The sequence below is a fragment of the Pontimicrobium sp. MEBiC06410 genome, from assembly GCF_053601615.1.
Genome location: NZ_JBSHNT010000157.1, coordinates 82,351 through 100,473, shown reverse-complemented (window position 1 = coordinate 100,473; position 18,123 = coordinate 82,351). Strand labels below are relative to the sequence as shown.

Here is an 18,123-nt window from a genome sequence, read left to right as displayed (position 1 = left end):
TTTTGAGTTAGTTAATAGAACAAACGGGAATTAATGCTGTTTTTCCCGTTCGTTCTAACTTAGAATAATAAAAATAAAACAATGAGTGTAGAAGTTTCTGATTATAATCGTATTTCATATAAAAAAGCGGGAATGTTTGAAGACTCACGTTATGAAAAAATACATAACGTAATTTTTAACTCTTCAATAGAGGCTTCAATATTAGTAGCCCAAGAAATAGCTGCTTTAATTAGAGAAAAAGCTGCGTTAAACCAACATTGTGTGTTAGGGTTAGCTACAGGGTCGTCTCCAATTAAAGTGTATGAGGAATTAGTTAGAATGCATAATGAAGAAGGATTGAGTTTTGCAAATGTTATAACTTTCAATCTAGACGAATATTACCCGATGGAGAAAAGTAATATTCAAAGTTACTTTTATTTCATGCATGAGCACTTATTTAATCATATCGATATACTTCCAGAACATATTAATATTCCTGATGGCTCTATTAGTACAGATAAAATTTATCAATATTGTATAGATTACGAAATGAAAATTAAAGCCGTAGGTGGGTTAGATTTTCAATTGCTAGGTGTTGGTAGAACGGGACATATTGGATTTAACGAACCAGGGTCTCACTTAAACTCAGGAACAAGAATAATTACTCTAGATCATATTACGCGAATAGATGCTGCTCCAGCTTTTTTAGGAATAGACAATGTGCCTAGAAAAGCAATTACAATGGGTATTGGAACTGTTCGTGATGCTAAAAGAATAGTATTACTAGGTTGGGGAGTAAACAAAGCAGAAATACTTAAAAAAACAATAGAAGGCGCTATAACATCAGACGTGCCTGCTACTTATTTACAACACCACAACAATACAACATTTGTTCTAGATAAAGAAGCCTCCGAAGCTTTAACCCGTGTAAAGACACCTTGGTTAGTAACCTCTTGTGTTTGGAATGAATCCTTAAAATTAAAAGCAGTAGTATGGCTTAGCGAAATGCTTAATAAACCTATTTTAAAACTTACAGATAAAGATTATAACGATAATGGAATGTCTGGACTTTTAACAGAAGAAGGAACAGCTTACGATTTAAACATTAAAATGTTTAATAAATTACAGCATACCATTACTGGTTGGCCAGGAGGAAAACCTAATGCCGACGATTCCAATAGACCAGAACGCTCTTCGCCAGCTAAAAAAAAGGTAATTATTTTTAGCCCGCATCCAGATGATGATGTCATTTCTATGGGAGGTACTTTCGATAGATTGGTTGAGCAAGGACATGAAGTACATGTTGCATACCAAACCTCTGGAAATATAGCAGTATCTGATGAGGAAGCTTTAAAATTTGCTGAAATTTCTAAAGACATTAATGCCAATTCTAAAGAAGTTAATGAAATAATAGACTTTATAAAAAATAAGAAAAACAATGGCGAAAAAGATTCTTTAGCAGTAAGAAAATTAAAAGGGTCTATACGTAAAAGCGAATCGTTAGCAGCTACAAGATATTTAGGTTTACCAGATGCTAATGTTCATTTTTTAAACCTTCCATTCTATGAAACAGGAACTATAAAAAAAGGAAACCTTACAGAAAGAGACATCGCAATTACTTGCAATTTAATAGACAAAATTAAGCCCAATCAAATCTATGCAGCAGGAGATTTAGCAGACCCTCATGGAACTCATAAAGTATGTTTAGATGTTCTATTTATTGCTATAGATCATTTAAAAAACAACTTGTACATGAATGATTGCTGGGTTTGGCTTTACAGAGGAGCATGGCACGAGTGGGAATCGTACGAAATAGATATGGCTGTCCCTATGAGTCCCGATCAAGTACTGAAAAAAAGACACGCTATTTTTTACCATCAGTCTCAAAAAGACGGCGTTATGTTTCAAGGTGATGATTCTAGAGAATTTTGGGTACGAGTAGAAGATAGAAATAGACTAACAGCAAAAAAATATAATGATTTAGGATTGGCAGATTATGCTGCAATTGAAGCATTTAAGCGTTATTACTTTTAGTATATGAATAGAATAATTTTTTTAGCGGTTTTTGCATTAACCTATACATTACACGCGCAAAGCGAGTTAATGGAAAAGTATAATTTAATGCCATGGCCAAAAAAGATAGAAACAACAACAACTAATTTTTTAATTAATAGCAACGTTACGATCTCTATAAATGGAGCAGACGAAGGTAGAGTTTGTAATGTTGCTACTAATTTTCTTAGACGATTAACTAATAGAACAGGAGTATTTATAGATAACGGATTTCCATTATATAATAAACCGGCTTCAATAGAAGTGACATTTAAAACGGTTGCCAGTTTAAATATTAATACAGACGAATCATATAATTTAATAGTAAATAGTAATAACATACAAATCACTTCAAATACAGATGTTGGTGCTATAAGAGGATTGGAAACATTATTACAACTAACTAATTATAATGAAAACGGTTATTATTTTGAAGGCGTAACCATAAGCGATTCTCCTAGGTTTGTATGGAGAGGTTTAATGATTGATGCGGCTAGACATTTTCAACCTATAGATGTTATAAAAAGAAATCTGGATGCAATGGCATCAGTTAAATTAAATGTGTTTCATTGGCATTTAACAGACGATCAAGGATTTAGAGTAGAATCTAAAACATACCCTAAACTTCAAGAGTTAGCATCAGATAAACAATACTATACACAAGAGCAAATTAAAGATGTTGTAGCATATGCTACAAACTTAGGAATTAGAGTAGTACCAGAATTTGATGTCCCAGGACATGCCTCTGCAATATTAACAGCCTATCCAGAATTAGGAAGTAAGGAGGATTACAATTATGCCATAGAGCGTTATGCAGGCGTTTTCGACCCTACTTTAAACCCAACAAGAGATATTACATACACGTTTTTAGAAAATCTTTTTACAGAGATTACACCACTATTTCCAGATGAATATTTTCATATAGGAGGTGATGAAAACGAAGGGAAACATTGGGATGAAAATAAGGAGATTCAAGCCTTTAAGGTAAAACATAAATTAAAAACCAATCACGATTTACAAACCTATTTTAATATAAAACTAGAAAAGATATTAAATAAGCTAGGTAAAAAATTAATGGGATGGGATGAAATAATGACGAAGGATATGCCTACATCTGCAGTAATTCATTCTTGGAGAGGAGAAAATGAAGGTATGGAAAAAGGAGGTTCGTTAATTAAAGCAGCCAAAACTGGATACCAAACAGTTCTCTCTAATGGGTATTATATAGATAGAATGCTTTCTGTAGAGCACCATTATAGCATAGACCCAATAGGCAATGTAAAGCTAACAAAAGAAGAGCGAAAAAGAATTTTAGGAGGAGAAGCAACCATGTGGAGCGAACTAGTAACCCCTTTAACCATAGATTCTAGAATTTGGCCAAGAACAGCAGCAATAGCAGAACGATTCTGGTCACCCAAAACTATTAATAACATAGATAATATGTTACATCGCTTAAAAGATGTAAATAATAAATTAGAAGAATTAGGTATTACCCACATTAAAAATAGAGCAGTAATTCTAAGAAATATTAGTAATCATAACGATAATGAAGCATTAAAAACACTGTCAAGACTCTGTGAGCCATTAAAAGTATATACAAGAAATAAAGGAGGAACAGAATATAAGTCCTTTTCTCCTTTTACTCTATTCGCAGACGCTTGTGTTGCAGATGCAGAAGAAGCTACCGCATTTAATAAACTAATAGCAAGAGAAAACGGGATTACCGAAAATAATTTAGCAGAAATTAAAAACTATTTAAAAAAGTGGGCTACAAATTATGAAGGTTTAACTCCAATAATTAAAAACCCAAACATAAAACCTTTAGAACCATTATCTAAAAACTTATCTCTAACCTCTACATTAATATTAAAAAGTATAAATAATAAAAAAATAACCCAAGAAGATTTGCAAACCTTATCTGTTTCTATTAAGGCACTTCAAGAGCCCTATGCAGATGTAGAATTAGCAATAATAGATGCTTTTAAAACACTAATAAAATATTGTAAAACTAACTATTCAATACACTAATAACCTATGAGAACTAGTAGTGTCACATTAAAAGATATGGCATCAATTTTAAATGTATCTGTATCCACAGTATCTAAAGCTTTAAGTAATAGTCCAGAAATAAGTACTAAGACTAAACAAAAAGTAATTAAAATAGCTAATTCTCTAGATTATAAGCGAAATATACACGCATCTGCATTAAGAAATAAAAAGAGTTTTATAATAGGAGTTATACTACCAGATTTACATGAAGGCTTTTTTTTAAACACTTTAAATGGAATTACAGAAGAATCCTATAAAAATGATTATAAGATTATGATGTATCAAACAAGCAATGATTTTAACAATGAAGTAAAATATTCAAATCTCCTGTCAAGAAGTAATATTATAGATGGGGTAATTTTTGCCTCAACTAAAAAAGAAATCGTAGAAACTAGAGAATGTGAGCATTTAAAAGCATTTATAAATAAAGGCGTTCCTATTATAAACATTACCAAACAAAAAAAAGTAAGCATTAATAGTTGTCGTCATAAAATAGGTTTTGAAATAGGAAGAAATGCAGTTAAAGCACTTTTATTAAAGATTAAAAACCTAGAACTAGATCTTAGTGCTTAAAAAAATAAATAGATTACTTATTACCCATAGGGGATTCTACAAAAATGCGATTAGATGTTGTATAAATATATAAAAGTAGTAAGCTTTACAAGAAGACCTATTAATAAATTTAGTAAATCAGCTAAAAACAAAAAACATATATTAAGTAGCATTACTAGCATAATATAATATGATGAAACTATTACATAAATACAGATTACTAAAACATTTTTGTTATTTATTTTTAATAGTCATTTTATTATCAAGATGCTCCAATACCGAAAAAAAACCGATATCAAAAACTCTTTTTGAACGCGTAGATAGTAAGCATACCAATGTGCAATTTTCTAATACAGTAAAAGAGGATCTTTATTTTAACTTTTTAAATTACTCATACATTTACAATGGAGGAGGTGTGGCCTCTGGAGATGTAAATAATGATGGTTTAGAAGATTTATATTTTACAGCCAATCAACACTCTAATAAATTATACCTTAATAAAGGCAATTTTAAATTTGAAGACATAACAGATAAAGCTAATGTAGAAGACAAAGAAGGGTGGACAACAGGTGTGACCATGATAGATATAAATAATGATGGTTGGTTAGATATATATGTATGTAAATCGGGAGCTTTAAACAACCACGAAAAACGAAAAAACAAATTATTTATTAATCAAAAAAACAACTCTTTTAAAGAAAGTGCTGCCCAATATGGTTTAGATTTTTATGGTTTTTCTATACAATCGTATTTTTTCGATATGGATAACGATGGCGATTTAGATATGTATTTAGTAAATCATCGTGCCGATTTTAGAAATAATACAAGCTTAGATTTAGTTAAAGACAAGCAAATAGAAGATTATGCTTCAGACCAATTGTTTAAAAATGAAAATGGAAAATACATAAACGTAACAAACAGTTCGGGGATTGCAAATAAAGCTTGGGGATTATCCGCTTCAATAGGCGATTTTAATAACGATGGTTGGGCAGATGTTTTTGTGGCTAATGATTTTTTACAACCAGATTACCTGTATTTAAATAATAAAAATGGCACATTTACAGATCACAGCTTAACAACGTTTAACCATTTGTCTAATAACAGTATGGGGTCAGACTTCGAGGATGTTAACAATGATCTTAAATCAGATTTATTGGTGTTAGACATGCTAGCAGAAGACCATATTAGAAGTAAAAAAAACATGGCAACGATGAGTACTAGCAACTTTAATAAGTTGGTAGACGCAGGATATCATTATCAATACATGTCTAATACGTTACAGTTAAATAACGGAAACGGAAGCTTTAGCGAGATAGCTCAACTAGCAGGCGTAGCAAAAACAGATTGGTCTTGGGCACCATTAATAGCAGATTTTGATAATGATGGTTTAAAAGATGTTTTTGTAACTAACGGTATTACAAACGACCTTTCTAATCAGGATTTTAGAAATCAGATGCGTCAAAACATTATGAATAGAAAAAAAGTGAGTTTAGAAGAAGCCATAAGTATGATGCCTTCCAATAAATTGCAAAACTATGCATATAAAAACAATGGCGATTTAACGTTTTCTAAAATGTCTAACGCATGGGGATTTAAAGACAAAATTAATTCTAATGGCGTTGTGTATTCAGATTTAGATAACGATGGCGATTTAGACCTAGTTGTAAATAACCAAGAAGAAGAAGCACATATTTATAGAAACAATACCTCAAACAATTTTATAAGTTTTAAACTTAAAGGAAGTGAACAAAACAAAGATGGAATAGGAAGTGAAATAAATATTTATGCTAAAAATCTACAACAAAGTAAAACATTATATGTAAGTAGAGGCTATCAATCCTCAGTAACAAATAAAGTTCATTTCGGATTAGGAAATATAACCACCATAGACAGTGTCCTTATTAAGTGGCCAGACCAATCGGTACAACGTTTAACTAATATAAAAGTAAACCAGACACTTAGAGTAGATTATATGCCAGATAAGTTCGATGATTCTATAAAAGAAACACACGCACCAAGTTTATTTAAAAGCATAGACCCTACAAAAATAGGAATACACTATAAACAAAAAGAAAATACATACAACGACTTTAATTTACAATTGCTATTACCCCAAAAACAATCAGAAATAAGTTCTCCATTAGCTGTAGCAGATGTTAATAATGACGGGTTAGAAGATCTGTTTATTGGTAATGCAAAAGGAGCAGAGGCAGAATTATACATACAAAAAAGCGATGCTACCTTTATAAAAATAAGCGAGCAAACCTTTAATAAAGATAAAGACTTTGAAGATACCGATGCAAAATTTATAGATATAGATAATGATAACGATTTAGATTTATATGTAACCTCTGGCGGTTATGAATTTGAGGAGAATAGCCCATTTTTACAAGATAGATTATATATAAATGATGGAACAGGACATTTTACTAAAAGTAATGCATTACCTAATTTAAGAGTAAATTCAAGTAGCATTGCAGTTTCAGATTATGACGAGGATGGCGATCTAGATATTTTTGTAGGCGTTAGGGTAGTACATGGTAAATATCCTTTATCTAATCAATCTTATCTATTAGAAAATAAAAACGGAACACTAATAGAGGTAACTAACGAAATAATGGATCATGTTTCAGATTTACGTATTGTTAATGATGCCGTTTTTTCAGACTACGATAATGATGGAGATAAAGACCTATTGGTTGTAGGAGAGTGGATGCCAATTATAGTGTATGAAAATGATGATAAGAAATTCAGAAAAAAAGAAATTGAAGCATTAAAAAACACCAGTGGCTGGTACAACACCATACAAGAAATAGATGTAAATAATGATGGAAATGTAGATTACGTATTAGGAAATTTAGGAATTAACAATAAATTTCACCCAACCATAGAAAAACCATTACATATTTATGCAGATAATTTTGATGCCAATAACACCTTTGATATAGCATTAAGTAAAGTATCTAAAACAGGAGCATTAATACCAGTAAGAGGTAAAGAATGCTCGTCTCAGCAAACTCCGTATATAAATAATAAATTAAAATCGTATAAAGAATTTGCAGTAGCCACCATGCCAGAAATATACGGGCAAGATAAATTAAAAAATGCTACACACTATAAAGCTAGCACATTTGAATCGTTGATTTTAATAAATAATGGTGCTGGCACATTTACAAAACAAAATTTACCAAATAGAGCACAATTAGGACCAACACTTGGAGTAGAAAGTATTGATGTAAATAATGATGGGTTTTTAGATATTCTAGGCGTAGGAAGTATATACGAAGCTGAGGTTGAAACCATAAGATACGATGCCTCTAAAGGCTACATTGTATTAGGAGGTAATAAAGGCGAATTAAAATGGTATAGAGACCGTAGTTTTTTTAATGAAGGAGAAGCTAAAGCCATTAAGCAAATACTTATTAATAATGAAGTACACTTTATTATTCTGAATAAGAATAGTAGTCTTAAAATGTTGAAAATTAACAAGTAGAAAGAAAATAAAACGAAGCATTGTAATGACTAAAAAAAAGGCTGTTTTAAATAAAAAAAAGAAACATCAATTGGTTAAAAGAAAATCGTTAGCCAATAATCAGCTATACAATAAGTTTTTAAATTGGATTAGCGGTGAGTTTGATTTATATTTACAAGAAGAACAAAACGGGTTAAACGTATTTTTTCCAGGAGGGAAATTTAATATTAATAAAGTAACAGAGCTTAAAAATGATATTGTTATAGAAATTAATGTAGAAAGTAAAAATTTATCTCAAACTAAAAGCATTACTAATAAAATAATATCTATACATAAACATTTAGATGATATGTATTAGAAATCACAAAAGCAATATGAGTGTATTACAAATAAAAACACAAGACGCATATAACAAAACATATAAAGAAAGTATTGAAAATCCAGAGTTGTTTTGGGCATCTATTGCAGAAAAATTTACATGGAAAAAGAAATGGGATACTGTTTTAGAATATAACTGGCTAAAACCAGAGACAAAGTGGTTTAATGGTGGCCAATTAAATATAACAGAAAATTGTTTAGATAGACACTTAGAAACAAGAGCAAACCAAACAGCTATTATATGGGAACCTAATAATCCAAATGATGAAGCCAAACATGTAACATATAAAGAACTGCATGAAATGGTATGCAAGTTTGCTAATGTACTAAAAGCAAATAATGTAACTAAAGGAGACCGTGTGTGTATTTACATGCCAATGGTTTTAGAACTAGCCGTTGCCGTTTTAGCATGTGCAAGAATAGGAGCTGTACACTCTGTAGTTTTTGCAGGATTCTCAGCAACTGCATTAGCCGCAAGAATAAACGATGCCTCATGTAAAGTATTATTAACAGCAGATGGAGGGAATAGAGGAAGTAAAATAACACCATTAAAAGATATTGCAGACGAGGCTTTACAATCGTGTAACTCAATAGAAAAAACAATTGTATACAAATGCACAGGGCAAGCTATAAACTGGAATGCTAACGATGTTTGGTGGCATGAAGCATTAAACGAAGTAGATGCTAACTGTCCTGCAGAAACAATGAATGCAGAAGACATGCTTTTTATACTGTACACCTCTGGTTCTACAGGCAAACCCAAAGGCATGGTGCATACTTGTGGCGGTTATATGGTTTACACAGCTTACACATTTCAAAATGTATTTCAATATAATGAAGGCGATGTATATTGGTGTACAGCAGATATTGGGTGGATAACAGGACACAGCTATATTGTATATGGCCCATTGCTAAGCGGTGCTACAACAGTTATGTTTGAAGGCGTGCCAAGTTACCCAGATTATGGACGCTTTTGGGAGGTTTGCGAAAAACATAAGGTTAACCAATTTTACACAGCTCCCACAGCCATTAGAGCACTAGAAAAACACCCTGTAGAATTAGTAAACAAATACAATTTATCTAGCCTAAAAACATTAGGGACTGTAGGAGAACCTATAAACGAAGAAGCTTGGCATTGGTATAACAATAATGTAGGAAAAGGAAACTGCCCAATTGTAGATACATGGTGGCAAACAGAGACAGGAGGAATCTTAATATCTTCTTTAGCAGGCGTTACACCACAAAAAGCAACATATGCAACCCTACCAATGGTAGGTATAAACCCCGTGTTGTTAGATGAGCAAGGCAACGAAATTAACAACACAGAAGCAGAAGGCATATTAGCAATTAAGCAACCCTGGCCATCTATAGCAAGAACCATATATGGAGACCATGAACGCTATAAAAATGTTTATTTTTCTGCATATAAAAACTATTATTTCCCTGGAGATGGAGCTCTAAGAGACGAAAAAGGAAATTATCGTATAACAGGTAGAGTAGACGATGTCGTTATCGTTTCTGGGCATAATTTAGGCACAGCACCAATAGAGAATGCTATAAATGAACATAAAGCAGTCGTAGAAAGTGCTGTAGTAGGTTTTCCTCATGATATTAAAGGAAATGCACTATATAGCTATGTTATTTTATATGATGGCTATGAAGCATCAAATGAGTTGATACAATCTATAAAAAATAAGGTGGCCGAAACTATTGGACCAATAGCAAAACCAGATAAAATACAATTTGTAGCTGGGCTTCCAAAAACCAGAAGCGGTAAAATTATGAGACGTATTTTACGTAAAATAGCTTCAAATGAAACTTCTAACCTAGGCGATACATCAACACTATTAAATCCAGATGTAGTAAAAAACATTATAGATAATAAGTTATAATTTAACATGTTATAACTTAATCTTAATACCAATAAAATACAAGCTCATGTTGTACAACATGAGCTTGTATTTTATTTACGAGTTAGTTATACCATAATTTGGATATAAACAAGAATATAATTTTTATGCTTAAATTGAAAAAAACTATTGAGTCATATTAAAAGACTGATTAGAATTACAAAGAAAAGAAGACGTTGTTCTTTCACTACCTATAAAACCAGTATCGGTGGAACCGCCCACAATTTTAAATAATTGAGTAGTGTTTAACTCTATAATAGTTTGCTTTTTTAAACATAATGTTTTGTTTTCCAAATCTTTCATGCAGTATAATTTTAAGTTAATACTATAAATTTATTTTTATTAATATTGAATATAAAGCAAGAGGTAGCTAATTTTATAAAATTCGCCTAGTATTTTGCTGGCTAAACCTTTAAAAATCTTATAGATGACTCTAAAAAAAACATATATAATATACCTTCTACTTTTCTCTATTATTGTGTCCTGTAAAAAAGAAACAGAAATACATACAAACAAAGAAACAACATTATCAAATGAGGAAAAGGTTTTAGTAGACTCTATAAGAAATAATCTATACACAAAACCAGAAAAAGCCATACCATTTATTAACTCTTTTTTAGAACTCAGTAAAAAAAATAATGAAAAAGATAAAGTTATGATGGCTTATGGTTCTCTTGGAATAGCTTATGATATTATGGATAATGTAGACCAGTGTTTATACTATTATTACAAGGTGTTAAGCTTGTGTGAGTCTTCAGAGTGCGAACTTACGGCAAAATACGATATAGGTAAAATTTTTGAAAAGCGCTATAATTATGAGCAAGCACTAATTCTATACGAAGAATGCTATGCCTTAGTAAAAAAAGAAAAATTAGTTAAAGACTACGATAAAATAGAACGAGCACTAGCTTTTATAAATAATAAAATAGGACTATCTGATAAAGCTATTAAAATACTAGAAAAAAAATACAATAAAGTAAAAGAAGAAAACAATCTAAAAAGTATAAGAATAACAAGAAGAGACCTTATAGAAGTATACATTAGTAATAAAAAACTAGATCATGTTTTTAATTTAATAGATATAGGACTTAAAGATGCAAAAGCTTCTAAAAATGAAGAATTACAATATTATTTATATAAGTTTAAATCTGAAGCCTATATACAAAAAGAAGACTATAATCAAGCCATAGAAGCTATAAATGAAGCAGTAACAATTGCTAATTCTCTTGGAGCAGATAGATTTATAATAGAATCTAATTATTTATTAGCACTAATAAATAAAAATAAAAACAGGCCAGAAAACACAATTAAAATTTTAGAAAAAGTACTTCAAAAAAAGTATACAACCCCAGAGGTGATATCAAAAAGCTACAAACTATTAGCAGAAAGTTATAACGCTATAAATAATACAGAAATGTCATCGCACTATTATAAAAAACATAGTGAAGAAGAGCAGAAAATAAAAAATAAAGGTATTTCTATATTAAACAAAACGCATGATTTAAGTTTAAAAGAATTAACTATTGAAAAAAATAAGCAAGAACAAAGAAAATGGTATTGGAGTGCTATTTCTATAATATTACTTCTCGTTTTATTAACCGTGTTTATAAGAAATAAAAAAGTAAAAAGTAAAAACAAGATTTTGTTTAATAACTTAATGTTAAAGATAAAAGCATTAGAAGAACATAAAACTAAAATAGAAGTAAACCAATCCTCAACATTAAATACCATAACAAAAGAACCTTATATTGCTATAGAAGAAGAGAAAGATGAATCTACATATATTATAGATAATGAAAAAGTAAAGGAAATTATAACAAAACTTGAAAAACTAGAGAAGCAAAACTATTTTTTAAGACAAGACTGCACATTACATAATATGGCAAAACGATTAAAAACGAATACATCTTACCTCTCTAAAATAGTAAATACCACTTATAATAAGTCGTTTAGTGTATATATAAACGAGTTAAGAATAAATTATGTTTTATTAGAACTAAAGAACAATAAACAATTAAGATCTTATTCGGTTAAAGCCATTTCGCAAGAAATAGGTTATAAAAGCACAGACTCTTTTACAAAATACTTTAAGCAAGCTACTGGTATTACACCAGCAGTATACATTAAAAAAGTATCTAATTTATAAAAGAGAAATTTAATTTAATTGGCTTGTATATAGTATTTTATAAGTGTGTTAAGCGTCTACGAATTTTATAAAATTCGTAGACGCTTATTTGTATTTTGGCTTTTTTTAAAATTCCTTTGAGATATCAAAATTTTGAATGGTTATTGTTTTTGTACACTATAATAACCCAAGAAGTACTTAATGATAAATAAGAAACTTTATATGTAAAAAACATACAAGTATAATTTTAATCAGCAAAACATATTATGAAAACACAAAATAGTAAGCAGTTACAGTTTAATAAAAAATCTGTATCTGAATTAAATAGTAAAATGCTAATAAAAGTTAAAGGAGGAACACATACAACATTGCCTAGCGATATTAGGTGTACCTTTCTAGTAACAAGCTCAGGAGGAACTACTTTTTCTAAAATACAATAAACACAACATTATGAAGACAATAAAAAAAGACAACAAATTAAATTTTTCAAAGAAAAATATTATAGAACTAAGTAAAAGCAACTTAATAACTATAAATGGAGGTTGGACAACAACTGTTAATTTAACAACAATAACAAATTTTTCAAAAGACACTCTATGTACTTCAGATGTGCAACAACAATAAAACGCAGATTATAAAAACACAATATAAAAAGCATTACAAAGTTAAATGATAATGCTTTTTGTAAAGCAGCTGTCTAAAAAAATGTATTAAAAAACGTCATTCTGAATTTATTTAACTTCACTAATTTTTTAATTGTTATAAGAATACTAATCCAGTTCGATGTTATAAAGATTCTATTTTTTAGACAGCTTTTTACCATTTAAAAGTTTTTTAAAAATTTATTTTAGTGATAGCATATTTAGCTGTTTCTATAACATTACAATAAAAAGTTCTACAATTTAGGTTAGCGTTTTGTACTCATAAGTATTTAAAAATATTAATTTTAATATTTTTAAACATAAAATACGCTTATGATGACTCCTGAAGCACTTGAAAAATTAAAGTACCCAATTGGCCAATTTAAATGCCCAAACCCAATTACAGAACAACAAGTTGAAGATTGGATTATGGTTTTAGAAACTTTACCTAGTCGTTTAGATGCTTTAGTAAACCATTTAAACGATGAGCAGTTAAATACACCATATAGACCAGAAGGTTGGACTATTAGGCAAGTAATACACCATATTGCAGATAGCCATCATCATAGTTATATACGTTTTAAATGGGCAATGACAGAATATAAACCACTTATTAAAGCTTATAATGAGCAGGATTGGGCAAACCAATTCGATTATAATGCACCAATAGCACATTCACTTTTGCACATAAAAGCGATACATGCTAAATTGGTGTATTACCTTAAAGGTTTAACTTTTAAAGATCTAGATAGAAGTTTTATTCATCCAGAAACTAATAACACTGTTATTTTAAAAGAAAATGTTGGTATATATGCATGGCATAGCAACCACCATTACGCACATATAGAAACAGTGCTAAAACAAAAAGAGTGGCTCAAAGAATAACTTAATTATTTTTAATAAACTCTTTTAGGTCTTTTAAATTGCCATTAAAAACATCAAAATCATTTTCAATGTTATTAATATCGTATGTGTCAGATTTTTGCCAGAAATTCCATCCTTTATTTTGCCAAGCTTCGGGTAAAACTGGAGCGCTTACATTAGTGTAATTGGCTATCCATAATGGGTAGTTGGCAAACTCTGGTAAACTTAAATAAGTGTTTCCTACATTATCATCGGTATAAATCATAGGCTTTCTATTAGTCCTAGTTTCTACGATATTTAAAAAACGAAGTAAATTAATTTGAATACTGTCTATACTTTGAGAGGTATCTATACCTCCTTCTTCAAAATCTACAATTGGTGGAATATTTGTTTTTTTTAGTGATTTAATAGTATTTAAAAAATTGGAAGCTTGAGCTTCAGGATCGTCGGTACTAATGTAAAAATGATAAGCTCCTTTAATAAAACCATTTTTGGAAATGGTTTCCCAATTAGTTTTAAAATCTGGATCTATATATGCTTTGCCTTGTGTAGCTTTACATATTATAAATTGTATACTATCGTTATTTCTACTTCTAGTCATTAAATCAGCTTCGTCTCCTTGATAATGAGAAATATCAATACCGTAAATGTACTTAACACTATTTGTATTGGTAGACTTTACTGGTTTTGTTTCTGTTTGTTTTGTAGCTTTTGTAGGCTGTTTTGTTTTTTTTGAATTCGATTGGCAGTTAAAACTTAAAAATACGAAAAGTAATACTGCTAAATGAGTTGGCGTTTTCATTGTAGTGATTTTTAATAAAATTAGTAAAATAGGGATGTTGAATAAGTTGGGGGTGTAGAGGTGCACTTATTTATAAGCAAGTTACATCTTTTTTTATAGAAATAAAATAGTTTGATAATTATATATTTTATATAAAATATAATTTGTACACAGTTATACTGTGGTTATATTTTAGTATTTAAAAAGACTAACCTCTTTTTCAGGAGGTATTCTTTTTCTAAACTATTGGTTACAGCTAGTAAGGCCATGTCTATATATTTAATAGCTTTTTCTAAGACTCCAGTAGCTTCATAATATTCAGATAATGTACCATAATATAAATAGCTACGTTGGGCAAAATCTTCTGCATTTAATTGATTTAAATAGTGTTTAGATTGTTTATAATCTTTATTTTGAATACAAATTACTGCCATAGTTAGTACATGCGTAGGCATTGGTTGTAAATTGTAGAGGCATTGGTACCAATATAATATTTTATTCCAATTTGTTGCGTTAAAATGATTTGCTCGTATATGTTCTGCAGCAATAGCAGCTTCGTAATGGTAGCATGAAAAGGTATTATACTCTACAGCTTTTGTCATCATAGTATTGCCTAATTCTATTAAAGGTAAATGCCACAAACTACGATCTTGTGTTTTTAAATCTAATATTTGGTTATTTGTATTTATTTTAGAATCTAGTCTAGCAGAGTGAAAGCAAAATAAGGCAAAGAGCGCATAAACCTCTGGGGTACGTGTATAGCTCTTTTTTAAAAGTAATTGGCATAAACGCATAGCTTCACCGCATAACTCTTTACGAATTAGTTTTTCTTTTTTATTAGAATGGAAGCCTTCATTAAAAATAAGGTAGAGCACCTCCATAACGCTTTCTAATCGTTCTGGTAATGCATTACCTTGTGGAATTTTAAACTTTAAATTATTCAGCTGTATGGCTTTTCTAGCTCTAGATAAACGTTTTTTTATAGTGTATTCCTTTGTAAGTAGAGCAGTCCCTATTTCTTTTATACTAAATCCAGATACAGTTTTTAAAGCAAATGCAATACGGTCTTTAGGATCTAATTTAGGGTGGCAAGCTGTAAAAATCATGCGTAGTTGAGCATCTTCAATCTCTGTATCTAAAAAAAGCTCATTAATAGCTATCGCTTCTATACCTTGCTTAAAATTTGGAATGTGTTTTTTTTCGACTTGTAGTTTTCTAAAAAGGTCTAAAACTCTGTTTTTTGCAGCTTGGGTTAACCAAGCTTCTGGGTATTCTGGTTGTTGTTGCCTCCACGAAATGCTTGCTTTAATAAAAGTATCTTGCACAGCATCTTCAATGATTTCAAGATGAGCTAAACCAAAAATGCGTGTTAAAACGGAGACCATCTTTCCGCTGTGATGGCGAAATAGATGGTCTATAAGTTTAGTTTTCATTACTAAGTTTGAGGGCTATTAATGATCGAAAACCATGACTTCACGAATTTCTACTGTACCACCTAAATCGTAATCAGGGAAATCTTGAGCAATTTCTTGTACTTCATCAAAATCTTTTGCAGTTACAATATAATAACCTCCCACTATTTCTTTTACTTCAGCAGAAGTAAGGTCTGTTACTGTACGGTTTTTACCTACAATGCGTCGCATATTAGAATGTAATGCATTTCCGCCTTTGGTAATTCCTGCTTTTTCCATTTTTTCACTCCATGCAAACCATTTTCCCATACGGTTTTGAAGTTCTTCGGGAGAAAGCCCTAAATCTGCATAATCTGCACCGATAAAAATCATCATAAATTCTTTCATAATTTTATGTTTTAAGTTATTTATACTATTAAGACGTTTGTGCTATTATAAAAGGGGACATTTTTTTAATTTTTTTTAAATTAAGCTGTTTTAACAGTTTAACTTTTAAATGATTTCCGGGCTATCTCTATAAATGCGTTTTGCCTAAAAAGTATATTAAACACCTTATAGGCTATCTGCAATTATCTTACGAATCCAATCATTAGGCCTCATATCTATCGTTAAATTAACACGTTCAGTTTGTCCGTAATTATTAACTCTATGTGGGTCTGTTAACTTTAAATACCAACATTCTCCTGGTTGCATTAGTACTGGTGTGCCATTTAAAAAAAACTCTATATTTTCTTTATTAAGGATTGGTATAGTAAGTCGTATTACAGATTTTTCTATCTCTAAACCTAAAGTAGGGTCTGTATGTTCTTTTACAACAGATTGTGGTGCTAAACGAAGCAACCTAACTAAAGTAACATCTGTATGTTGTTTAAAGGTATCTATAACACTTGTTAAATACGGCGATTGCTTTAATTCTGGAGTATCCATCCAATCACACCAAGAGCCATCTGCATAATCTTCTGCGGGAGGAGGAAAGGGAAGCGAAGTATCTACTAAATGTGCTGGAGCACGTAATTGAATAACATTATAATATTCGAAGTGTCCTAATTTTAAGGCTTCAAATTCTGCTAACATTTTATTGACATCGAATGTAAAAGGTAGTTTTATTCGGTCTCTAAATTGTATTTTGGGTTCTTTTATATTTGTCATAATAGCATAATAGTTTATAGTATATTCATTAAATAACAACCAATATACTAAAAAAAGACTATTGGTTTTATGAAATTCTATAAACTAACATACCAGTTAATTACTGCAAAAAAACGACTTCTATTTTCGTTATTTACAAAACCGTCGTTTCTGTACTCAATACCTAGCTCTATTTTATTGTCATCGGAAAAAACATAACCTAAATTGGGATTAATTCTATATTCTAAATCGTAAAGGTTTCCTGTAAAGCTATTTACATATTCGTGATTTAGTTTCAAGTAAAATTCTTTGCTATCTACTGTTAGACCATTTAGGGCTTTATTAAAAGTAATTCTATAACGTATTCGTATTTCTGTAGGTTCCGTTTTACTAAATGTTTGGTCTGTACGTATTCTATGAGCTAGTTTAAAAGTACTGTAATTTGATACTAACGTGAATTGTTGCAAAGCTCTTTGCTTGACTTCCTCGTCTGTTATACGTAGTAAGAAACCTGCGCCTATTGTGTTGTTTAAGCCTACTTTTTTAGAAATATTTAAAGCAAGATCCGTATGTATGTATTCGTATTTATTAATACTTTCACCGTTAAAAACACCTGTTTTAAACAATTGTCTAAATTCTGTTTTTAGATTTAACTTCCAATTGTTTTTTAATGATGTGTTAATGTTAAAACTTGGTAAGCTTCCTATTTGATATTTTACCTGACTGTAGTTTTTTATACTTATTAGTATAATGAGGATTATAAGGCAGTACTTTTTCATT

General features: G+C 30.3%; 16 protein-coding genes. 10 read left to right on the top strand and 6 right to left on the bottom strand.

Translation table 11 applies throughout. The features are described from left to right. The first annotated feature begins 81 nt into the window (after positions 1 to 81). The 6 genes from nagB to acs all read left to right on the top strand — a co-directional run bounded on the left by nagB (position 82) and on the right by acs (position 10,374). Positions 82 to 2,013: a glucosamine-6-phosphate deaminase gene (gene nagB / locus ACVC08_RS12615; protein WP_452602272.1), complete on the top strand. Its 1,932-nt coding sequence runs from the start codon at positions 82 to 84 to the stop codon at positions 2,011 to 2,013. A gap of 3 nt (positions 2,014 to 2,016) precedes the next feature. Continuing rightward, positions 2,017 to 4,059 carry a beta-N-acetylhexosaminidase gene (locus ACVC08_RS12610; protein WP_452602271.1) on the top strand — a complete coding sequence of 681 codons (2,043 nt, stop codon included), beginning with the start codon at positions 2,017 to 2,019 and terminating at the stop codon, positions 4,057 to 4,059. A gap of 6 nt (positions 4,060 to 4,065) precedes the next feature. After that, on the top strand, positions 4,066 to 4,653 hold the full coding sequence (locus ACVC08_RS12605; protein ID WP_452602270.1) for a LacI family DNA-binding transcriptional regulator: 588 nt from the start codon (positions 4,066 to 4,068) through the stop codon (positions 4,651 to 4,653). 169 nt (positions 4,654 to 4,822) lie between these two features. After that, entirely contained in the window at positions 4,823 to 8,125 is a 3,303-nt protein-coding gene (locus tag ACVC08_RS12600; protein ID WP_452602269.1) for a VCBS repeat-containing protein, read from the top strand. Positions 8,126 to 8,150: 25 nt separating this feature from the next. Then, on the top strand, positions 8,151 to 8,462 hold the full coding sequence (locus tag ACVC08_RS12595; RefSeq protein ID WP_452599697.1) for a hypothetical protein: 312 nt from the start codon (positions 8,151 to 8,153) through the stop codon (positions 8,460 to 8,462). Positions 8,463 to 8,478: 16 nt separating this feature from the next. Next, on the top strand, positions 8,479 to 10,374 hold the full coding sequence (gene acs / locus ACVC08_RS12590) for an acetate--CoA ligase (RefSeq protein WP_452602268.1): 1,896 nt from the start codon (positions 8,479 to 8,481) through the stop codon (positions 10,372 to 10,374). Positions 10,375 to 10,518: 144 nt separating this feature from the next. Here the strand turns inward: acs and ACVC08_RS12585 are convergent, their stop codons facing one another. After that, positions 10,519 to 10,695, bottom strand: coding sequence for a class I lanthipeptide (locus ACVC08_RS12585; protein WP_452602267.1), 177 nt, complete (start codon positions 10,693 to 10,695; stop codon positions 10,519 to 10,521). 124 nt (positions 10,696 to 10,819) lie between these two features. Between ACVC08_RS12585 and ACVC08_RS12580 the strand changes: the two genes are divergently transcribed. The 4 genes from ACVC08_RS12580 to ACVC08_RS12565 all read left to right on the top strand — a co-directional run bounded on the left by ACVC08_RS12580 (position 10,820) and on the right by ACVC08_RS12565 (position 14,043). Continuing rightward, positions 10,820 to 12,538 carry a helix-turn-helix domain-containing protein gene (locus ACVC08_RS12580; RefSeq protein ID WP_452602266.1) on the top strand — a complete coding sequence of 573 codons (1,719 nt, stop codon included), beginning with the start codon at positions 10,820 to 10,822 and terminating at the stop codon, positions 12,536 to 12,538. A gap of 245 nt (positions 12,539 to 12,783) precedes the next feature. Then, positions 12,784 to 12,957, top strand: coding sequence for a hypothetical protein (locus ACVC08_RS12575; protein WP_452599701.1), 174 nt, complete (start codon positions 12,784 to 12,786; stop codon positions 12,955 to 12,957). Positions 12,958 to 12,967: 10 nt separating this feature from the next. Further along, positions 12,968 to 13,141 carry a hypothetical protein gene (locus ACVC08_RS12570; RefSeq protein WP_452602265.1) on the top strand — a complete coding sequence of 58 codons (174 nt, stop codon included), beginning with the start codon at positions 12,968 to 12,970 and terminating at the stop codon, positions 13,139 to 13,141. Positions 13,142 to 13,491: 350 nt separating this feature from the next. Then, positions 13,492 to 14,043, top strand: a complete 552-nt coding sequence (locus ACVC08_RS12565) for a YfiT family bacillithiol transferase (protein ID WP_452602264.1) — start codon at positions 13,492 to 13,494, stop codon at positions 14,041 to 14,043. Position 14,044: 1 nt separating this feature from the next. Here ACVC08_RS12565 and ACVC08_RS12560 read toward each other — a convergent pair whose 3' ends face one another. From ACVC08_RS12560 to ACVC08_RS12540, 5 genes are all read right to left on the bottom strand, one after another. Next, positions 14,045 to 14,824 carry a GH25 family lysozyme gene (locus ACVC08_RS12560; RefSeq protein ID WP_452602263.1) on the bottom strand — a complete coding sequence of 260 codons (780 nt, stop codon included), beginning with the start codon at positions 14,822 to 14,824 and terminating at the stop codon, positions 14,045 to 14,047. A gap of 164 nt (positions 14,825 to 14,988) precedes the next feature. Continuing rightward, the gene (locus ACVC08_RS12555) at positions 14,989 to 16,236 is read right to left on the bottom strand and encodes an RNA polymerase sigma factor (protein ID WP_452602262.1); all 1,248 of its coding nucleotides are present in this window, start codon (positions 16,234 to 16,236) and stop codon (positions 14,989 to 14,991) included. A gap of 18 nt (positions 16,237 to 16,254) precedes the next feature. Continuing rightward, positions 16,255 to 16,602 (bottom strand): YciI family protein, encoded by a 348-nt coding sequence (locus tag ACVC08_RS12550; RefSeq protein ID WP_452599706.1) that lies wholly within the window; start codon positions 16,600 to 16,602, stop codon positions 16,255 to 16,257. 165 nt (positions 16,603 to 16,767) lie between these two features. After that, positions 16,768 to 17,364 (bottom strand): aspartyl/asparaginyl beta-hydroxylase domain-containing protein, encoded by a 597-nt coding sequence (locus tag ACVC08_RS12545; protein ID WP_452599707.1) that lies wholly within the window; start codon positions 17,362 to 17,364, stop codon positions 16,768 to 16,770. 77 nt (positions 17,365 to 17,441) lie between these two features. After that, a complete protein-coding gene (locus tag ACVC08_RS12540) occupies positions 17,442 to 18,122 on the bottom strand; it encodes a DUF2490 domain-containing protein (protein WP_452602261.1) in 681 nt (226 codons plus the stop codon). Position 18,123: the final 1 nt, after the last annotated feature.